This window comes from Wielerella bovis (assembly GCF_022354465.1).
Classification (GTDB): Bacteria; Pseudomonadota; Gammaproteobacteria; order Burkholderiales; family Neisseriaceae; genus Wielerella; species Wielerella bovis.
The window spans coordinates 65,884-82,544 of record NZ_CP092361.1 but is presented as its reverse complement, the minus strand read 5'-3'; the positions used below and the strand labels follow the sequence as shown (position 1 = coordinate 82,544).

Genomic DNA, 16,661 nt, shown 5'->3' with positions numbered 1-16,661 from the left:
AAGTAAATCTATTATAATGCGTTTAAATTCACTTGCTTTTTTACTTGCATTTAAGGAAAGTTCTATATGAAAAAGAAATTAATCTTGGCGATTTTGGCTGCAACTTTGTCTACAGGTGCAATGGCTGCTGGCAAATTTACAGGTACAAGTGTGGGTTTGGATATTGAAACCACCAAATACAAAGATAAAGTAGGTGGTTTGAGCAGCAAAAATTCAGGTAGCGTGGTTTTGAAAAGCGATGTAGGCTTTGATTATGGCAATAATTTTGTTGGTGTTGTGGAATTGCGTTCCAAGTTGAACTCAGCTACCATTTTGAAAGAGAACGAAGACTTTTCAGGCAATGTTAAACAAAAAGACCGTTACAGCATTGGTTATGCACAAGGCTATCGTGTAACATCCGATTTGATGCCTTATGTGAAAGCAGAATACCAAAACAGTAAATTGGCGTTTTTGGACACTGAATCCGGAAAAGGCTTTTCAAAACGCTATAGTGGGTTTGGTGTGGGTGTGGGTGCGAAATATGCCATAACCGATAGTATCGAGATGGGTGCGGAATATGTTCGCAGCCGTTTAAAAAAAGGTGATGATAAATTGTCGGGTAACGCATTCAATGTAGGTATAGCGTATCGCTTTAAATAATTCATTTTTTAAACTGATGTAAGGGCGGGTTTTATCTCCGCCCTTTTTAAAATTAAAAATATCTAAAAGTTAAGTTTTGTGATGATGCTAGCTTGAGCAAATTTTATTCATTGTGAACGAAATCTTTTCAGGCTGCCTGAAGACTAGAAAATCCTCATTTCCATTTGAAATAAAAAGTTTTTCTTGTCTTTCAGCTGGAAAGCATGTTATAGTAGCAGACTTGGTAGCAATACCAAGTTTATTTTTATGTCCGAAAGATTGCCCAATCGTAGGCAATCCCTTAAATTAACAAGGAAAAAATCATGGCTTTAGGTCTGGTTGGACGCAAAATTGGCATGACTCGCGTATTCACAGAGCAGGGTGTTTCTATTCCTGTAACTGTGTTAGAGTTAACCGCCAATCGCGTTACCCAAGTAAAAACCAAAGAAACTGATGGCTACACAGCCGTACAAGTTACCTTTGGTCAGAAAAAAGCAAATCGTGTGAATAAACCCGAAGCAGGTCATTTCGCCAAAGCTGGCGTAGAAGCTGGTCGTGGTTTGCACGAGTTTGTGGTTTCTGAAGAAAAAGCGGCTGAATTGAAAGCTGGCGATGTGATTACCGTGGAATTGTTCCAAGCGGGTCAGTTGGTTGATGTAACTGGCACGTCTAAAGGTAAAGGCTTCTCTGGCACAATCAAACGCCACAATTTCGGCGCACAACGCACTTCTCACGGTAACTCCCGTTCGCACCGCGTTCCTGGTTCTATCGGTATGGCACAAGACCCTGGTCGCGTGTTCCCTGGTAAACGCATGGCAGGTCAATACGGTAACACCCAATCTACCGTGCAACATTTGGAAATCATCCGCGTGGATGTGGAACGCAATTTGTTGCTGGTTAAAGGCGCAGTTCCCGGTGCGGCAAACAGCAATGTGGTGGTTCGCCACAGCGTGAAGAAAGCAGGTGCGTAATGGAATTGAAACTGATTAATGCACAAGGTCAAGTTTCAGGCAGTGTGGCTGGTTCTGATGCCTTGTTTGCGCGTGAATACAACGAAGCGTTGGTTCACCAACTGGTTACGGCTTATTTGGCGAATGCCCGTTCTGGCAACCGCGCTCAAAAAACCCGTGCCGAAGTGAAACACTCTACCAAAAAACCTTGGCGTCAAAAAGGTACAGGTCGTGCTCGTTCTGGTATGACTTCGTCTCCATTGTGGCGCAAAGGTGGTCGTGCGTTCCCAAACAAACCCGATGAAAACTTCTCACAAAAAATCAACCGCAAAATGTACCGCGCTGGTATGGCGACCATTTTGTCTCAATTGGTTCGTGATGAGCGTTTGTTTGTGATTGACAGCCTGTCTGCCGCTACGCCCAAAACCAAAGAATTTGCCGAGCAAGTGAAAAACTTGGGCTTGGAGCAAGTTTTGTTCATCACCAAACAATTGGACGAAAACGTGTACTTGTCTTCACGCAATTTGCCAAATGTATTGGTGTTGGAAGCCACGCAAACTGACCCATACAGCTTGTTGCGCTACAAAAAAGTGGTGCTGACTAAAGAGGCAGTTGCACAATTAGAGGAGCAATGGGTATGAATCAAGAACGTTTGATGAAAGTGATTTTGGCACCTATTGTTTCAGAAAAAAGCAATATGCTGGCTGAAAAACGCAACCAAATGGTTTTCAAAGTATTGAAAGACGCAACCAAAACCGAAATCAAAGCAGCAGTAGAATTGTTGTTTAATGTTCAGGTTGCTTCTGTAACGACCACCACGACCAAAGGCAAAACCAAACGCTTCGGTCGCACTTTGGGTCGCCGCAGCGATGTGAAAAAAGCCTATGTGAGCTTGGTTGCAGGTCAAGAGCTGGATTTGGAAGCAGCCGCAGCCGCTGCAGATAAGGAATAAGCATGGCGATTATCAAAATGAAGCCAACTTCTGCTGGTCGTCGCGGCATGGTTCGCGTGGTAACAGAAGGTTTGTACAAAGGCGCGGCTTATGCACCTTTGTTGGAAAAACAAAACTCTACCGCAGGTCGCAACAACAATGGTCACATTACCACTCGCCATAAAGGTGGTGGTCATAAACACCATTACCGTGTGATTGACTTCAAACGCAATAAAGACGGTATCCCTGCAAAAGTAGAACGCATTGAATACGACCCAAACCGCACTGCACACATCGCATTGTTGTGCTATGCAGACGGTGAACGCCGTTACATCATCGCTCCACGCGGCATTCAAGCTGGCGCGGTATTGGTAAGCGGTTCGGAAGCTGCGATTAAAGTGGGTAACACTTTGCCTATTCGCAACATTCCTGTTGGTACGACCATTCACTGCATTGAAATGAAACCAGGTAAAGGCGCGCAAATTGCACGTTCTGCTGGTGCTTCTGCCGTATTGTTGGCAAAAGAAGGCATTTACGCGCAAGTGCGTTTGCGTTCTGGCGAAGTTCGCCGCATTCACGTTGATTGCCGTGCAACCATCGGTGAAGTGGGCAACGAAGAGCAAAGCCTGAAAAAAATCGGTAAAGCAGGTGCAAACCGTTGGCGCGGTATCCGCCCAACAGTACGCGGTGTTGTGATGAACCCAGTAGACCACCCACATGGTGGTGGTGAAGGTCGCACAGGCGAAGCGCGTGAACCTGTTAGCCCATGGGGTACACCTGCTAAGGGTTACCGCACTCGCAACAACAAACGCACGGACAACATGATTGTTCGCCGCCGCTACTCTAACAAAGGTTAATTAACATGGCTCGTTCATTGAAAAAAGGTCCATACGTTGACCTGCACTTATTGAAAAAAGTAGATGCGGCTCGTGCGAACAACGACAAGCGTCCAATTAAAACTTGGTCGCGCCGTTCTACCATTTTGCCTGATTTTATCGGTTTGACCATCGCTGTACACAACGGTCGCACACATGTGCCTGTTTTCATCAGCGACAACATGGTTGGTCATAAATTGGGTGAGTTCTCATTGACCCGTACCTTTAAAGGTCATTTGGCTGACAAAAAAGCCAAGAAAAAATAAGGTGAAACATGAGAGTAACTGCACAACATAACAACGCCCGCATTTCTGCACAAAAAGCCCGTTTGGTGGCTGACATGATTCGCGGTAAAGACGTTGCCCAAGCCTTGAACATTTTGACATTCAGCCCTAAAAAAGGCGCGGAATTGATTAAAAAAGTTTTGGAATCTGCCATCGCCAATGCCGAACACAACAACGGTGCGGACATTGACGAATTGAAAGTCGTAACGATTTTCGTGGACAAAGGTCCTAGCCTGAAACGTTTCCAAGCTCGTGCCAAAGGTCGCGGCAACCGTATTGAAAAACAAACTTGCCACATCAATGTGGTGGTAGGCAACTAAGGAATAACCATGGGACAAAAAATTCATCCAGTTGGTTTCCGACTGGCAGTCAATAAAGACTGGTCTTCAAAATGGTTTGCGAAAAGCACCGAATTTGCCGCCGTTTTGAAACAAGATATTGATGTACGTGACTATTTGCGTAAACGCTTGGCAAACGCTTCTGTGAGCCGTGTCGTGATTGAGCGTCCTGCTAAATCTGCGCGCATTACCATTCATACTGCCCGCCCTGGTGTGGTAATTGGTCAAAAAGGCGCAGACATTGAAGTGTTGAAACGCGATTTGGAAAAATTGCTCGGCGTTGCGGTTCATGTGAACATTGAAGAAATCCGCAAACCTGAATTGGACGCACAACTGATTGCTGACGGTATCGCTCAACAATTGGAAAAACGTGTTCAATTCCGCCGTGCGATGAAACGCTCTATGCAAAACGCAATGCGCGCTGGCGCAAAAGGCATCAAAATCATGGTGTCTGGTCGTTTGAACGGTGCGGACATTGCGCGTAGCGAATGGTATCGTGAAGGTCGTGTACCTTTGCACACTTTGCGCGCTGATGTGGATTACGCTACCAGCGAAGCCTTGACCACTTACGGTATCTTGGGCTTGAAAGTGTGGGTATACAAAGGCGAAGTAGGTCAAGTTCAAGCGCAGCCTGAACAACGCGAAAACCGCCGCAATAACCGCAAAGGAGGTCGCAATGCTGCAGCCAACTAGACTGAAATACCGCAAACAACATAAAGGTCGCAACACAGGTATCGCCACACGCGGTAACACTGTTAGCTTTGGCGACTTTGGTTTGAAAGCGGTGGCGCGTGGTCGTTTGACCGCTCGTCAAATTGAAGCAGCACGTCGTGCGATGACGCGCCACATCAAACGTGGTGGTCGCATTTGGATTCGCGTATTCCCCGACAAACCGATTACTGCTAAACCAATCCAAGTTCGTATGGGTGGCGGTAAAGGTTCTGTGGAATACTACGTTGCTGAAATCCAACCCGGTAAAGTGTTGTATGAAATGGACGGTGTAGCCGAATCGTTGGCGCGTGAAGCGTTTGCGTTGGCGGCTGCCAAATTGCCCATTGCGACCACTTTCGTAACAAGACAGGTGGGTAAATAATGAAAGCCAATGAATTGAAAGAAAAATCAGTGGCAGAACTGAATCAAGTTTTGGCAGATTTGCTGAAACAACAATTCGGTTTGCGTATGCAGCACGCAACGGGTCAGTTGGGTCAAACCAGCCAAATCAAACAAGTGCGCCGCGACATCGCTCGTGTGAAAACCATCATCGCTGAGAAAGGTGCTAAATAATGAGTACTGAAAAAACCATTCGTACTTTGCAAGGCAAAGTGGTAAGCGATAAAATGGACAAAACCGTTACCGTATTGGTTGAACGCAAAGTAAAACACCCTTTGTACGGTAAAATTGTTCGCCGCTCTACCAAAATCCACGCTCATGATGAGCAAAACCAATATGGTATTGGCGACGTGGTGGTGATTGAAGAATCTCGCCCATTGTCTAAAACCAAATCTTGGGTTGTGAAAGAGCTGGTTGAAAAAGCGCGTACTGTTTAATTTACAGTAAATAAATCAAAAGCGAAGTTTGCAGATTTCTGTAAACTTCGCTTTTTAAATATTGGTTTGAAATTTGTGTTAGTGCTGAATCAAAACCTTTGCTTCAATGGATGCGAGAGCGGATTTGATAGTCTTCTATAGTGAATTCACTAAACCAGTACAGCGTTGCCAGCTCTCTTATGTACTATTGTACACGGCGGTCGCTGTCGCCTTGTCCTGATTTAAATTGAATCCACTATATTTTTAAATTATTAATAAATTTAAATATTTTTAAATTATGAGTATGAAATCCACCTCTATGACTGAGTTTTGTAAAGGTTTCAGGCTGCCTATTTCAATGGTTTAATTAACTGTGGTGGAACGCTGTAAATGATACACTTCTGCTAATGCTTTAACTACATGTGCATCGTGCGTATCTGCCTTATTCAGCGCACGAGTGGGTGAATGCAATAATTTATTGGTTAATTGTACTGACAAACGCTCCAATACTTCTTCAGGGGGGGTGCCTTTCGCTAATTGACGCAAAGCATTGTTCAATACTTGTTGACGCGCTCGCTCGCCTTCATCGCGCAAAGCACAAATCAAAGGCACACGCTGACGACTTTGCTGCCACGCCACAAATTCGCCAACTTTTTCTTGCACCATCGTTTCTGCTTGTGCTGCTGCCAACGCACGCGCTTCTTTGCCGCTCGCCACACGTTCTGCCATATCATCTACTGTGTACAGCATCACGCTATCAATATCCGCTACATCTGCTGCAATATTACGCGGTACCGCCAAATCTAACATAAATAATGGCTTACCTAATGCAGCCTGAAACATATCTGCTGTAATCAATGGCGTTTCGCTGCCTGTACACGCGATGATGACATCATAACGTGTCAAAATTTCAGGCAACACATCTAATTTACACGCTTGTGCGCCATGACCTAATTTGCTACACAAATGCGCGGCGCGTGTCAAAGTGCGATTGGCAATCATCAAACTTTTGGGCTGACGTGCGGCAAAATAAGTCGCCACGTTTTCGTTCATTTCGCCCGCACCCACAAACAATACATTCAAGCTGCCGATATCGCCCAAAGTTTGTTCCACCATACGCACCGCTGCGCTTGCCATAGACACAACATTATCACCCACACCACTTAAACTGCGTACTTCTTTCGCAGCGGCAAATGTGCGTTGAAACAGCGCGTTGAGCCACGTGCTAACGCCATCTTGTTCACGCGCAATACGAACCGCTTCTTTCATTTGTCCTAAAATTTGTGGTTCACCCAAAACCATGCTGTCCAAGCCACAAGCCACACGAAACGCATGACGAATGGTTTCGCTGCAACCTAATACATACAAATATGGACGAATATCAGCAACCGCCACGCCACGCGAATTTGCCCACCAATCTATGATGATATCAGCATCGCCTACACAATATAATTCGGTACGATTGCAAGTGGATAAGATAACGGCTTCAGCAGCAACGTTCACGTTTAAGTCGCGAACGGCTTCGGATAAATTGGCAGCAGAAAATGCCAATTTTTCACGAATATTCAAGGGCGCAGTTTGGTGATTGAGCCCAATAACAGTGAGTTTCATCATAGTGGTTTGTGATTGATATTTTTATGAATTAATTGGATTATAGCAAAAAATTAACGCTCGTTAAATTATTTAAGATTTTGTTTATTAAATGAGAATATATCTCAAATCAATGATAAGGCAGCCTGAAAACTGGTGCACAATGAAGATGGAGACTATAATCCTAATCTTTCAAGCATATTTGTAGGTGGGAATATGGATTTACATGGCATTAGGCAGGAATACAGTAAACGAGAGTTATCCAAAAAACAATGTTTGGACAATCCATTGGCGCAATTTGAAGTATGGCTCAACGAGGCGATGGCGGCAAAAGTGCCTGAACCCACCGCGATGAATGTTGCAACGGCTGATGCACAAGGTCGCCCAAGTAATCGGGTGTTGTTGCTCAAAGAAGTAAACGAGCAGGGTTTTGTGTTTTTCAGCAATTATTTGAGCCGCAAGGGGCAGGATTTGGCGGTTAATCCTTTTGTTGCGCTGACATTTTTCTGGGCAGAATTGGAGCGACAAGTGCGCGTTGAAGGGCGTGTGGAAAAACTGGCGGCACATTTGTCGGACGAATATTTTGATAGCCGTCCCTATACAAGCCGTGTGGGAGCATGGGCAAGTGAGCAAAGTCAGCCGATTGCCAACAAGCAAATCATTGTGGCACGCGCTGCCATGTTTGGTGCGAAACATCCTTTGCATGTGCCACGCCCACCGCATTGGGGCGGTTATTTGGTTGTACCTGAACGAGTGGAATTTTGGCAAGGCAGACCCAGTCGTTTGCATGACCGCATTTCGTATTATTTAGAAAATAATATTTGGAAAAAAGAAAGATTGGCACCTTAAAATTGTTTTCAGGCTGCCTTATCTTAAATAAATAGGCAGCCTGAAAAAATAATCAAAAAAACAATGGAACACATATGGCTAAAAAATTTCCCATTTTCCCCAAACGCCCTGAACGTATTTGTTGGGGCTGCGATAAATATTGCAAAGATGACGATTTGGCGTGCGGCAACGGCAGCGAACGTATCCAACATCCAAGTGAATTGGACGGCGAAGATTGGTACAAAACGGGCGATTGGAGTGGTGTTTTAAGCGAAGAGCAACAAATGGAATTGGGTTTAATCGCGCCCAAAGCTGAACCTGTGGCAAGCAAAACCGTTAAACCGCATATTAAATTACCATTAAATCGTCGTTAATCATCGTTTTCAGGCTGCCTTTTCAAATCAATAGGCAGCCTGAAAACATTGATGATTGAACTTGAAGCGCGTAAAGCATACAATCACGCCCATCTATATCATTTCACAGGAAACCCTTATGCAAGCCGAACATTTGAATTTATGTATTGCGCTGCGCCATGAATTGCACGCGCATCCTGAATTATCGGGTCAGGAAACGTGGACAAAACAACGCTTGATGGATTTTTTGCGTGAACACACATCTTTGCAACTCATTGACCACAATCATTATTTTTACGCTGTTTATACAGGCACAAGCGATGCGTCTGCGATTGCATTCCGTGCCGATTTTGATGCGCTGCCGATTGAAGACGAAATTGACGCGCCCCATCGCTCGCAATACGCAGGTGTGGGACACAAATGTGGACACGATGGGCATTCAGCAACTTTATGCGCTTTGGCATTGGAAGTGGAACGCGTGCAGCCTGAACGTTCGGTTATTTTCCTGTTTCAGCCTGCCGAAGAAACAGGGCAAGGCGCGAAATCTTGTTTATCCGTATTTGACGAGCAAAATATCAGCGAATTTTATGCCTACCACAATTATCCCAGCGAGCCATTCAAAACCGTATCGCTGAAAAAAGGCACGATTTGCTTAACTTCCAAAGGATTGAGTTTGTATTTCAAAGGCAAAAATGCACACGCCAGCCAGCCTGAAAACGGCATCAATCCTGCCTACACCATTGCGAAATTGATTCAAAAAATTGAGCAAATTCAATCAGATGAAACTTTATTTGATGATTTTATCCGTTGCACGATTGTTCATGTGGAAGTTGGTGAAGCCGCGTTTGGCGTGGCGGCTGGCGATGGCGTGTTGCGTTTAACCATTCGCGCCTATCACGACCATGATTTAGCTAAATTAGAACGCTTGATTGTGGATGCAGCGCGTGAAATGTCGGAACAACAAGGGATTATTTTCCATACCGATGAGCAGGATTATTTCCCCGCCACCGTGAATCACGATGCGGCGGTAGAAAAAATTTGGCAATCGTGTCAAACCGTTGGGCAGCCTATCAAAGAATTGCCTGAATTTTTCCGTGCTTCGGAAGATTTCGGTTATTTCTTACAATGCGTAACAGGGGCGATGCTGTTTTTAGGTAATGGCGAAAATGCGCCACCTTTACATACTTATAATTTTGATTTTCCTGATGAATTGATTGAAGTCGGTGTGAAAACATTTATGTCTTTAATTCAATCCAAACACATTTTGTAATGATGTTTCAGGCTGCATTTGGTTGATAAGGCAGCCTGAAAATTTTTTATTCCCTATTTTCAGGCTGCCTGAAAGGACTGTCTATGCGACCATTAGTATGCGAAATTCGTTTAAATTATTTGCGTGAAAATTATCAAATTCTAAAAAATATTCATGGAAACAAATTATTAGCTGTTGTTAAATCCAATGCCTATGGACACGGTGCAGTACAATGTGCTCATGCGTTACACGATATTGCAGATGGTTTTGCCGTTGCGTTTGTAGATGAAGCCATAGAATTGCGCGTAAATGGCATTACCAAGCCGATTGTGGTTTTGGAAGGTGTTTTTCAGGCTGCCGAATATGCATCTGTTGAGCGTTATGATTTGTGGACAGCGGTTCATCAACAATCACAATTGGAAGAATTATTGGCATATGATTGGCAGAAACCTGTAACCGTTTGGTTGAAAATGGACAGTGGTATGCATCGTTCAGGATTTTTTCCACATAATTATGCGGCAGCTTACACCGCATTGAAACAAAATCCCAAAGTAGCCAAAATTGTGAAAATGACCCATTTGGCGTGCGCTGATGATGCCGACCGTGGCATGACGGAAATGCAAATGGAAGCGTTTGATTTAGGTTGCGAAGGTTTGGCAGGCGAGGAAAGCGTTGCCAATTCAGCTGCCATGTTGGATTATGCAGAAACACACCGCGATTGGGGGCGCGCAGGTTTAGCATTGTATGGTATTGACCCATTTGGCAAATTATCAGGCAGCCTGAAACCTGTGATGCGATTAAGCAGCAAAGTATTTGCCGAGCGCGTTTTGCAGCCACACGAGCCAATTGGTTACGGAGCAAGTTTTTATACCAAACGTTCTACGCGCGTTGGATTAGTGGCGGGCGGATATGCTGATGGTTATCCGCGCCGTGCTGGCACAGATACGCCTGTTGCAATTAATGGCGTACGTTCTCGCTTAATCGGTCGGATTTCTATGGATATGCTGACAGTTGAGTTAAATAGCAGTCAGGTAGGTGTAGGAGCAGAAGTAGAATTATTTGGGGATATGGTCAATATTAATGAAGTCGCCCATGTAGCAGGGACGATTCCTTATGAGATTTTATGCAATATAAAACGCGCGAAGCGTGTTTATTCAAGATGAAATGCTTAGATTAAAATCTAGCCAAATTTATGGCAGCCTGAAAGGTATTTATAGTGAATTCAATTTAAACCAGTACAGCGTTGCCAGCTTCCTTATGTACTATGTGTACATGGCGGTTGCTGTCTCCTTGTCCTGATTTAAATTGAATCCACTATAGTATGCACCTTTCAAAATGTAGTCGCTTAAAATAGAAGCTAAGACAAGGTAGCAGCTATCGTGGCGTATAAATTTAAGTACACAAGAGAACTGACCATGCGGTATTATTTTAAATGACTATATAACTTAACTTGAGATAAGGATAGGCAATCCTATCTGTGTTAGTGAATAGGATTGCTTTTTGAGAGATTGTTAGGTTTGTTGGAATTGTAGGTAAAAATATTTTCAATAAATTCTTGCATTAATTTGAAAATATGATTATACTACGCGACTTCAATTTAGCTCTATTACAGAGCATCTTCCCTTTGGGGCCAAGACTGGTTTACTAGAACCATTGTAGGTTTCATGCTAATCTAAAAATTGAGAATTTAGATATTTTAGGTAGTTTGAAAGTGGTAAATTAAGTTGGATTTTTTTAAGGTTATTTAACATGATTCAAATGCAGACCATCTTGGATGTTGCTGATAACTCTGGTGCGCGCCGTGTGATGTGTATCAAAGTTTTAGGTGGCTCCAAGCGTCGCTACGCTAATGTTGGCGACATTATTAAAGTAGCAGTTAAAGATGCTGCTCCTCGTGGGCGCGTTAAAAAGGGTGATGTTTACAATGCGGTTGTGGTTCGTACTGCAAAAGGTATTCGTCGTCCTGATGGCGCATTAATTAAATTTGACAACAATGCGGCTGTGTTGTTGAACAATAAGTTAGAGCCTATGGGGACTCGTATTTTTGGACCAGTAACCCGCGAATTGCGTGGCGAACGTTTTATGAAAATTGTTTCATTGGCACCCGAAGTGCTATAAGGAAGGCAGACAATGAACAAAATCATTAAAGGTGACCAAGTAATCGTAATTGCTGGTAAGGATAAAGGTAAACAAGGTCAGGTTGTTCGCGTATTGGGTGATAAGGTGGTTGTGGAAGGTGTTAACGTTGTAAAACGTCACCAAAAACCTAATCCTATGCGTGGTGTTGAAGGTGGTATTATCAACAAAGAAATGCCTTTGGCGATTTCTAATGTAGCCATTTTTAATCCTGAAACCAAAAAAGCAGACCGTGTTGGTATTAAATTGATTGAAGGCGAGGGCAAGGTAAAGCGTGTTCGCGTATTTAAATCAAATGGTGCAGAAGTGCCTGCTAATCGTGGAGCTTAATCATGGCGCGTTTACAAGAATATTACAAAAACACTGTTGTGCCTGAGTTGATGAAACAATTTGGTTACAAATCTATCATGGAAGTGCCTCGTATTGAAAAAATTACTTTGAATATGGGTGTTGGTGAAGCGGTTGCTGATAAAAAAGTGATGGAGCATGCTGTGTCTGATTTGCAAAAAATTGCAGGTCAGAAACCTGTAGTAACTGTAGCTCGTAAATCAATCGCAGGCTTTAAAATCCGTGATAACTATCCAGTTGGTTGTAAAGTAACATTGCGTCGTGAGCGCATGTTTGAATTTTTGGATCGTTTGGTAACGATTGCTTTGCCTCGTGTACGCGACTTCCGTGGTGTGAGTGGCAAATCTTTTGATGGTAGTGGTAACTACAATATGGGTGTGCGCGAACAAATCATTTTCCCAGAAATTGAGTATGATAAAATTGATGCGTTGCGCGGTTTGAATATCACTATTACCACTACTGCGAAAACGGACGAAGAAGCGAAAGCTTTGTTGTCATTGTTTAAATTCCCATTTAAAGGTTAATCATGGCGAAAAAAGCACTTATTAATCGTGATGCAAAGCGTGTGGCATTGGCAAAAAAATATGCAGCCAAACGCGCGGCGATTTTTGCCGTTATCAATGATTCAAATGCAACTGATGAAGAGCGTTTTGAAGCACGTTTGAAGTTGCAATCCATTCCTCGTAATGCTGCTCCAGTGCGTCAACGTCGTCGTTGCGCAATTACAGGGCGTCCACGCGGTGTATTCCGTAAATTTGGTTTGGGTCGCATTAAAATTCGTGAAATTGCCATGCGTGGTGCGATTCCCGGCGTGATTAAAGCCTCTTGGTAATAGGAGTAGAAAAAATGAGTATGCATGATCCTATTTCCGATATGTTGACCCGCATTCGCAACGCGCAACGCTCTAACAAAGTTGTCGTAGCAATGCCTTCTTCAAAATTGAAATGCGCCATCGCAAAAGTTTTGAAAGAAGAAGGTTATATCGAAGATTTTTCTGTATCTGCTGATGCGAAACCTGTGTTGTCCATTAACTTGAAATACTATGCAGGTCGCCCTGTAATTGAACAGATTAAACGTGTTTCACGCCCAGGTTTGCGTGTTTACAAAGGCTCTGATGAAATCCCTGCTGTGATGAACGGTTTGGGCGTTGCCATTGTCAGCACTTCAAAAGGTGTGATGACTGACCGTAAAGCGCGCGCTGCTGGTATTGGTGGCGAGTTGCTGTGTATTGTTGCCTAATAGGAGCGTTTAACGATGTCTCGCGTAGCGAAAAATCCAGTAACTGTTCCTGCTGGCGTAGAAGTAAATATCGGAACAGATGCATTGATCGTAAAAGGTAAAAATGGCGTTTTGTCTTTGCCCTTGAAAGGTGATGTAAAAGTAGAATTGACCGATGGTCAGTTGACTTTTGCTGTGGCAAATGAAAGCAAGCATGCTGCTGCCATGTCTGGCACAGTTCGCGCTTTGGTTGCCAATATGGTTAAAGGCGTATCTGAGGGTTTTGAGAAAAAATTGCAATTGATTGGTGTGGGTTATCGCGCACAAGCACAAGGCAAAACTTTGAATTTGTCTTTGGGTTTCTCTCATCCTGTAAACTATGAGATGCCTGAGGGTGTGAGTGTTGCGACACCTTCTCAAACTGAAATCGTTTTGACTGGTGCAGACAAACAAGCTGTCGGTCAAGTAGCTGCTGAAATTCGTGCTTTCCGTCCGCCTGAGCCTTATAAAGGTAAAGGTGTTCGCTATGTTGGCGAAGTGGTGGTCATGAAAGAAGCTAAGAAGAAATAATTGAGGCTGTAACCATGAATAAAAAAATCGCAAGATTGCGCCGTGCACGCAAAACCCGTGCGCGTATCGCAGATTTGAAAATGGTGCGTTTGTGCGTGTTCCGCACCAACAGCCATATTTATGCTCAAATCATCAGTGCTGAAGGCGACAAAGTGTTGGCTTCTGCCTCTACTGTTGAAGCAGAAGTGCGTGGCAGCCTGAAATCAGGTGGTAACGTTGAAGCCGCAACTGTTGTTGGCAAACGCATTGCTGAAAAAGCCAAAGCGGCTGGCATTGAGAAAGTGGCTTTTGACCGTTCAGGTTTTCAATATCACGGTCGCGTGAAAGCTTTGGCTGAGGCTGCCCGTGAAAACGGTTTGAGCTTCTAAGAAAGATTTTGGAGACCAAAATGGCAAAACATGAAACAGAAGAACGTGGCGATGGCTTGATTGAAAAAATGGTTGCTGTCAATCGCGTAACCAAAGTGGTTAAAGGTGGTCGCATTATGGCGTTCTCCGCTTTGACCGTAGTAGGTGATGGCGATGGTCGCATTGGTATGGGTAAAGGCAAATCTCGTGAAGTGCCTGTTGCTGTACAAAAAGCAATGGATCAAGCACGCCGTAATATGATTCGCGTACCTTTGAAAAACGGTACAATTCATCACGAAGTGATTGGCAAACATGGTGCAACCCGTGTTTTCATGCAGCCTGCAAAAGAAGGTAGCGGTGTGAAAGCGGGTGGTCCGATGCGCTTGGTATTTGATGCTTTGGGTGTGCATAACATTTCTGCAAAAGTACACGGTTCTACTAATCCTTACAACATTGTTCGCGCAACTTTGGATGGTTTGTCTAAATTGTACACACCTGCGGACATCGCTGCAAAACGTGGTTTGACCGTAGAAGAAATCTTGGGAGCAAACCATGACTGAGCAAAAAAAGATTAAAGTAACTTTGACAAAAAGCTTGATTGGTACAATTGAATCGCATCGTGCTTGTGCACGTGGTTTAGGTTTACGTCGTCGTGAGCATACTGTTGAAGTATTAGATACCCCTGCGAACCGTGGCATGATTAACAAAATCAGCTACTTGTTGAAAGTGGAGGATTAATATGTTTTTGAATACGATTCAGCCTGCTGAAGGTGCAACCCATGCAGTACGCCGTGTCGGTCGTGGTATCGGTAGTGGTATCGGTAAAACAGGCGGTCGCGGTCATAAAGGTCAAAAAAGCCGTGCGGGTGGTTTCCATAAAGTCGGCTTTGAAGGTGGTCAAATGCCTTTGCAACGCCGTTTGCCCAAACGCGGTTTCAACTCATTGACTGCTGCTTTCAACGCTGAAGTTCGTTTGAGCGAATTGAATGCTGTAGCCGTTGATGAAATTGATGTATTGATTTTGAAACAAGCTGGCTTGGTTGCTGCGAATGCACAAACGGTGAAAATCATCGCTTCAGGCAGCCTGAACAAAGTGGTTACCTTGAAAGGCGGTATTAAAGCCACTAAAGGTGCAAAAGCTGCGATTGAAGCTGCTGGTGGCAAAGTAGAAGAATAAGGCGACAGTAGTGGCTACTCAACTCTCTTCATCAGGAAAAGCAAAATTATGGAGCAATCCTGATTTGCGTAAGCGTTTAATGTTTTTGCTCAGTGCACTGATTGTATTTCGTATTGGTGCACATGTTCCTGTTCCAGGTGTAGATGCAGCCGCTCTAGCTAAATTGTACCAGAACGTTGCAGGGAGTGGCATCTTAGGCATGTTAAACATGTTTTCAGGTGGCTCCCTTGAACGTTTTAGTATTTTTGCTATCGGTATCATGCCCTACATTTCTGCCTCTATTATTATGCAACTGGCAGGGGAAATAGTTCCTTCTCTAAAAGCTTTAAAGAAGGAAGGTGAGGCTGGTCGCAAAATCATTACAAAGTATACACGAATAGGTACAGTGTTTTTAGCAGCTGCCCAAAGTTTTGGTGTTGCAAGCTTTATTTATCATCAAAATGTTGTGATTACTAGTCAATTTGAATTTTTTGTATCTACCGTAACTTGTTTAGTTGGTGGGACAATGTTTTTAATGTGGCTAGGGGAGCAGATAACAGAGCGTGGTATTGGTAATGGTATCTCTTTGCTCATTTCGGCAGGGATTGTGGCTGGTATTCCATCGGGTATCGTTCAATTAATTGCATTGGTTAGTCAGAATGCAATTAATCCATTAGTAGTGATAGGATTGGTTTTAGGTGTTTTGCTATTAACTTATGCTGTTGTATTTATTGAAAGTGCTTTGCGTAAGGTGCCAATCCAATATGCTAAACGGCAAGTAATACAGGCTCAAAATACACATATGCCATTTAAATTAAATATGGCAGGGGTTATTCCTCCAATTTTTGCGTCAAGTATTATTATGTTTCCAGGTATGTTTGCTGGTTGGTTTGGTGGTTCTAATCCAACTGGATTACTTAATAAGATAGCTGGTTGGTTGCAACATGGTCAACCTATTTATATTGCCTTGTTTGCAGCAACAATAATCTTTTTTTGTTATTTTTATACGGCATTAACTTTTAGTCCAAAAGAAATGTCAGAAAATTTGAAAAAAAGTGGTGCGTTTATTCCGAGTATTCGTCCTGGTGAATATACTGCTCGTTATTTAGAGAAAGTCGTATTGCGCTTAACTTTATTTGGCGCATTGTATATTACAATAGTTTGTTTAATTCCTGAATTATTAACTAGTACCCTTGGTATTCCATTTTATTTAGGTGGAACATCGTTATTGATTTTAGTTGTGATTACGATGGACTTTAAAACGCAAATAGCTTCTTATCAAATGACGCAGCAATATGAATATTTGATTAAGAAATCAGATGCATAATCCTTTCTTTATATGTA

At 43.4% G+C, this 16,661-nt stretch carries 27 protein-coding genes; 26 read left to right on the top strand and 1 reads right to left on the bottom strand.

What is annotated here, in order from left to right; genetic code table 11:
• Window positions 1–66 precede the first annotated feature (66 nt).
• The 11 genes from MIS45_RS00500 (at window position 67) to rpsQ (ending at window position 5,543) form a co-directional block, all read left to right on the top strand.
• A complete protein-coding gene (locus tag MIS45_RS00500) occupies window positions 67–639 on the top strand; it encodes a porin family protein (RefSeq protein ID WP_249444202.1) in 573 nt (190 codons plus the stop codon).
• 302 nt (window positions 640–941) lie between these two features.
• On the top strand, window positions 942–1,589 hold the full coding sequence (gene rplC, locus MIS45_RS00495; RefSeq protein ID WP_249450661.1) for a 50S ribosomal protein L3: 648 nt from the start codon (window positions 942–944) through the stop codon (window positions 1,587–1,589).
• Complete coding sequence (gene rplD / locus MIS45_RS00490) at window positions 1,589–2,209, top strand: 50S ribosomal protein L4 (protein WP_249446972.1); 621 nt, start codon at window positions 1,589–1,591, stop codon at window positions 2,207–2,209. The genes rplC and rplD overlap by 1 nt, the downstream gene beginning before the upstream one ends.
• Window positions 2,206–2,520, top strand: a complete 315-nt coding sequence (rplW, locus tag MIS45_RS00485) for a 50S ribosomal protein L23 (protein ID WP_179655859.1) — start codon at window positions 2,206–2,208, stop codon at window positions 2,518–2,520. The genes rplD and rplW overlap by 4 nt, the downstream gene beginning before the upstream one ends.
• A 2-nt stretch (window positions 2,521–2,522) precedes the next feature.
• Entirely contained in the window at window positions 2,523–3,356 is an 834-nt protein-coding gene (gene rplB / locus MIS45_RS00480; RefSeq protein ID WP_249442723.1) for a 50S ribosomal protein L2, read from the top strand.
• A gap of 5 nt (window positions 3,357–3,361) precedes the next feature.
• On the top strand, window positions 3,362–3,640 hold the full coding sequence (rpsS, locus tag MIS45_RS00475; RefSeq protein ID WP_009119027.1) for a 30S ribosomal protein S19: 279 nt from the start codon (window positions 3,362–3,364) through the stop codon (window positions 3,638–3,640).
• 8 nt (window positions 3,641–3,648) lie between these two features.
• Window positions 3,649–3,978 (top strand): 50S ribosomal protein L22, encoded by a 330-nt coding sequence (rplV, locus tag MIS45_RS00470; RefSeq protein WP_249442722.1) that lies wholly within the window; start codon window positions 3,649–3,651, stop codon window positions 3,976–3,978.
• Between the two features lie 9 nt (window positions 3,979–3,987).
• The gene (rpsC, locus tag MIS45_RS00465) at window positions 3,988–4,689 is read left to right on the top strand and encodes a 30S ribosomal protein S3 (RefSeq protein ID WP_249442721.1); all 702 of its coding nucleotides are present in this window, start codon (window positions 3,988–3,990) and stop codon (window positions 4,687–4,689) included.
• On the top strand, window positions 4,673–5,089 hold the full coding sequence (gene rplP, locus MIS45_RS00460) for a 50S ribosomal protein L16 (RefSeq protein WP_249442720.1): 417 nt from the start codon (window positions 4,673–4,675) through the stop codon (window positions 5,087–5,089). The genes rpsC and rplP overlap by 17 nt, the downstream gene beginning before the upstream one ends.
• Entirely contained in the window at window positions 5,089–5,280 is a 192-nt protein-coding gene (rpmC, locus tag MIS45_RS00455; RefSeq protein ID WP_249442719.1) for a 50S ribosomal protein L29, read from the top strand. The genes rplP and rpmC overlap by 1 nt, the downstream gene beginning before the upstream one ends.
• A complete protein-coding gene (rpsQ, locus tag MIS45_RS00450) occupies window positions 5,280–5,543 on the top strand; it encodes a 30S ribosomal protein S17 (RefSeq protein ID WP_249442718.1) in 264 nt (87 codons plus the stop codon). The genes rpmC and rpsQ overlap by 1 nt, the downstream gene beginning before the upstream one ends.
• A gap of 342 nt (window positions 5,544–5,885) precedes the next feature.
• On the opposite strand, the gene hemA is transcribed toward rpsQ, so the two are convergent.
• Window positions 5,886–7,133, bottom strand: coding sequence for a glutamyl-tRNA reductase (gene hemA / locus MIS45_RS00445; protein WP_249443864.1), 1,248 nt, complete (start codon window positions 7,131–7,133; stop codon window positions 5,886–5,888).
• A 195-nt stretch (window positions 7,134–7,328) separates the two neighbouring features.
• On the opposite strand from hemA, the gene pdxH reads away from it, so the two are divergent.
• The 15 genes from pdxH to secY all read left to right on the top strand — a co-directional run bounded on the left by pdxH (window position 7,329) and on the right by secY (window position 16,644).
• Complete coding sequence (pdxH, locus tag MIS45_RS00440) at window positions 7,329–7,961, top strand: pyridoxamine 5'-phosphate oxidase (protein ID WP_249442717.1); 633 nt, start codon at window positions 7,329–7,331, stop codon at window positions 7,959–7,961.
• Window positions 7,962–8,035: 74 nt separating this feature from the next.
• Complete coding sequence (locus MIS45_RS00435) at window positions 8,036–8,314, top strand: DUF3079 domain-containing protein (protein WP_249450660.1); 279 nt, start codon at window positions 8,036–8,038, stop codon at window positions 8,312–8,314.
• Window positions 8,315–8,432: 118 nt separating this feature from the next.
• Entirely contained in the window at window positions 8,433–9,563 is a 1,131-nt protein-coding gene (locus MIS45_RS00430) for a M20 metallopeptidase family protein (protein WP_249450659.1), read from the top strand.
• 83 nt (window positions 9,564–9,646) lie between these two features.
• Window positions 9,647–10,705 (top strand): alanine racemase, encoded by a 1,059-nt coding sequence (gene alr / locus MIS45_RS00425; RefSeq protein WP_249450658.1) that lies wholly within the window; start codon window positions 9,647–9,649, stop codon window positions 10,703–10,705.
• Window positions 10,706–11,291: 586 nt separating this feature from the next.
• A complete protein-coding gene (rplN, locus tag MIS45_RS00420; RefSeq protein ID WP_027022366.1) occupies window positions 11,292–11,660 on the top strand; it encodes a 50S ribosomal protein L14 in 369 nt (122 codons plus the stop codon).
• A 12-nt stretch (window positions 11,661–11,672) separates the two neighbouring features.
• Window positions 11,673–12,008: a 50S ribosomal protein L24 gene (rplX, locus tag MIS45_RS00415; protein ID WP_249450657.1), complete on the top strand. Its 336-nt coding sequence runs from the start codon at window positions 11,673–11,675 to the stop codon at window positions 12,006–12,008.
• A gap of 2 nt (window positions 12,009–12,010) precedes the next feature.
• On the top strand, window positions 12,011–12,550 hold the full coding sequence (gene rplE / locus MIS45_RS00410; protein ID WP_249442712.1) for a 50S ribosomal protein L5: 540 nt from the start codon (window positions 12,011–12,013) through the stop codon (window positions 12,548–12,550).
• A 2-nt stretch (window positions 12,551–12,552) separates the two neighbouring features.
• Window positions 12,553–12,858 (top strand): 30S ribosomal protein S14, encoded by a 306-nt coding sequence (gene rpsN / locus MIS45_RS00405; protein ID WP_249442711.1) that lies wholly within the window; start codon window positions 12,553–12,555, stop codon window positions 12,856–12,858.
• A 14-nt stretch (window positions 12,859–12,872) separates the two neighbouring features.
• On the top strand, window positions 12,873–13,265 hold the full coding sequence (gene rpsH, locus MIS45_RS00400) for a 30S ribosomal protein S8 (RefSeq protein ID WP_249442710.1): 393 nt from the start codon (window positions 12,873–12,875) through the stop codon (window positions 13,263–13,265).
• 15 nt (window positions 13,266–13,280) lie between these two features.
• Window positions 13,281–13,814: a 50S ribosomal protein L6 gene (gene rplF / locus MIS45_RS00395; RefSeq protein ID WP_249450656.1), complete on the top strand. Its 534-nt coding sequence runs from the start codon at window positions 13,281–13,283 to the stop codon at window positions 13,812–13,814.
• Window positions 13,815–13,828: 14 nt separating this feature from the next.
• Window positions 13,829–14,182: a 50S ribosomal protein L18 gene (gene rplR, locus MIS45_RS00390; RefSeq protein ID WP_249442708.1), complete on the top strand. Its 354-nt coding sequence runs from the start codon at window positions 13,829–13,831 to the stop codon at window positions 14,180–14,182.
• A 20-nt stretch (window positions 14,183–14,202) separates the two neighbouring features.
• Window positions 14,203–14,721 carry a 30S ribosomal protein S5 gene (gene rpsE, locus MIS45_RS00385; RefSeq protein WP_249442707.1) on the top strand — a complete coding sequence of 173 codons (519 nt, stop codon included), beginning with the start codon at window positions 14,203–14,205 and terminating at the stop codon, window positions 14,719–14,721.
• Window positions 14,714–14,899, top strand: a complete 186-nt coding sequence (gene rpmD / locus MIS45_RS00380) for a 50S ribosomal protein L30 (protein ID WP_249442706.1) — start codon at window positions 14,714–14,716, stop codon at window positions 14,897–14,899. Before rpsE ends, rpmD begins: the two co-directional genes overlap by 8 nt.
• Window position 14,900: 1 nt before the next feature.
• Window positions 14,901–15,338 (top strand): 50S ribosomal protein L15, encoded by a 438-nt coding sequence (gene rplO, locus MIS45_RS00375; protein WP_249444191.1) that lies wholly within the window; start codon window positions 14,901–14,903, stop codon window positions 15,336–15,338.
• 10 nt (window positions 15,339–15,348) lie between these two features.
• Entirely contained in the window at window positions 15,349–16,644 is a 1,296-nt protein-coding gene (gene secY, locus MIS45_RS00370) for a preprotein translocase subunit SecY (RefSeq protein ID WP_249444190.1), read from the top strand.
• The last annotated feature ends 17 nt before the right edge of the window (window positions 16,645–16,661 follow it).

Bases quoted from the DNA above. Each gene is read 5' to 3' on its own strand.
- MIS45_RS00500 (WP_249444202.1), top strand. From the start codon at position 67: ATGAAAAAGAAATTAATCTTGGCGATTTTGGCTGCAACTTTGTCTACA.
- rplC (WP_249450661.1), top strand. From the start codon at position 942: ATGGCTTTAGGTCTGGTTGGACGCAAAATTGGCATGACTCGCGTATTC.
- rplD (WP_249446972.1), top strand. From the start codon at position 1,589: ATGGAATTGAAACTGATTAATGCACAAGGTCAAGTTTCAGGCAGTGTG.
- rplW (WP_179655859.1), top strand. From the start codon at position 2,206: ATGAATCAAGAACGTTTGATGAAAGTGATTTTGGCACCTATTGTTTCA.
- rplB (WP_249442723.1), top strand. From the start codon at position 2,523: ATGGCGATTATCAAAATGAAGCCAACTTCTGCTGGTCGTCGCGGCATG.
- rpsS (WP_009119027.1), top strand. From the start codon at position 3,362: ATGGCTCGTTCATTGAAAAAAGGTCCATACGTTGACCTGCACTTATTG.
- rplV (WP_249442722.1), top strand. From the start codon at position 3,649: ATGAGAGTAACTGCACAACATAACAACGCCCGCATTTCTGCACAAAAA.
- rpsC (WP_249442721.1), top strand. From the start codon at position 3,988: ATGGGACAAAAAATTCATCCAGTTGGTTTCCGACTGGCAGTCAATAAA.
- rplP (WP_249442720.1), top strand. From the start codon at position 4,673: ATGCTGCAGCCAACTAGACTGAAATACCGCAAACAACATAAAGGTCGC.
- rpmC (WP_249442719.1), top strand. From the start codon at position 5,089: ATGAAAGCCAATGAATTGAAAGAAAAATCAGTGGCAGAACTGAATCAA.
- rpsQ (WP_249442718.1), top strand. From the start codon at position 5,280: ATGAGTACTGAAAAAACCATTCGTACTTTGCAAGGCAAAGTGGTAAGC.
- hemA (WP_249443864.1), bottom strand. From the start codon at position 7,133: ATGAAACTCACTGTTATTGGGCTCAATCACCAAACTGCGCCCTTGAAT.
- pdxH (WP_249442717.1), top strand. From the start codon at position 7,329: ATGGATTTACATGGCATTAGGCAGGAATACAGTAAACGAGAGTTATCC.
- MIS45_RS00435 (WP_249450660.1), top strand. From the start codon at position 8,036: ATGGCTAAAAAATTTCCCATTTTCCCCAAACGCCCTGAACGTATTTGT.
- MIS45_RS00430 (WP_249450659.1), top strand. From the start codon at position 8,433: ATGCAAGCCGAACATTTGAATTTATGTATTGCGCTGCGCCATGAATTG.
- alr (WP_249450658.1), top strand. From the start codon at position 9,647: ATGCGACCATTAGTATGCGAAATTCGTTTAAATTATTTGCGTGAAAAT.
- rplN (WP_027022366.1), top strand. From the start codon at position 11,292: ATGATTCAAATGCAGACCATCTTGGATGTTGCTGATAACTCTGGTGCG.
- rplX (WP_249450657.1), top strand. From the start codon at position 11,673: ATGAACAAAATCATTAAAGGTGACCAAGTAATCGTAATTGCTGGTAAG.
- rplE (WP_249442712.1), top strand. From the start codon at position 12,011: ATGGCGCGTTTACAAGAATATTACAAAAACACTGTTGTGCCTGAGTTG.
- rpsN (WP_249442711.1), top strand. From the start codon at position 12,553: ATGGCGAAAAAAGCACTTATTAATCGTGATGCAAAGCGTGTGGCATTG.
- rpsH (WP_249442710.1), top strand. From the start codon at position 12,873: ATGAGTATGCATGATCCTATTTCCGATATGTTGACCCGCATTCGCAAC.
- rplF (WP_249450656.1), top strand. From the start codon at position 13,281: ATGTCTCGCGTAGCGAAAAATCCAGTAACTGTTCCTGCTGGCGTAGAA.
- rplR (WP_249442708.1), top strand. From the start codon at position 13,829: ATGAATAAAAAAATCGCAAGATTGCGCCGTGCACGCAAAACCCGTGCG.
- rpsE (WP_249442707.1), top strand. From the start codon at position 14,203: ATGGCAAAACATGAAACAGAAGAACGTGGCGATGGCTTGATTGAAAAA.
- rpmD (WP_249442706.1), top strand. From the start codon at position 14,714: ATGACTGAGCAAAAAAAGATTAAAGTAACTTTGACAAAAAGCTTGATT.
- rplO (WP_249444191.1), top strand. From the start codon at position 14,901: ATGTTTTTGAATACGATTCAGCCTGCTGAAGGTGCAACCCATGCAGTA.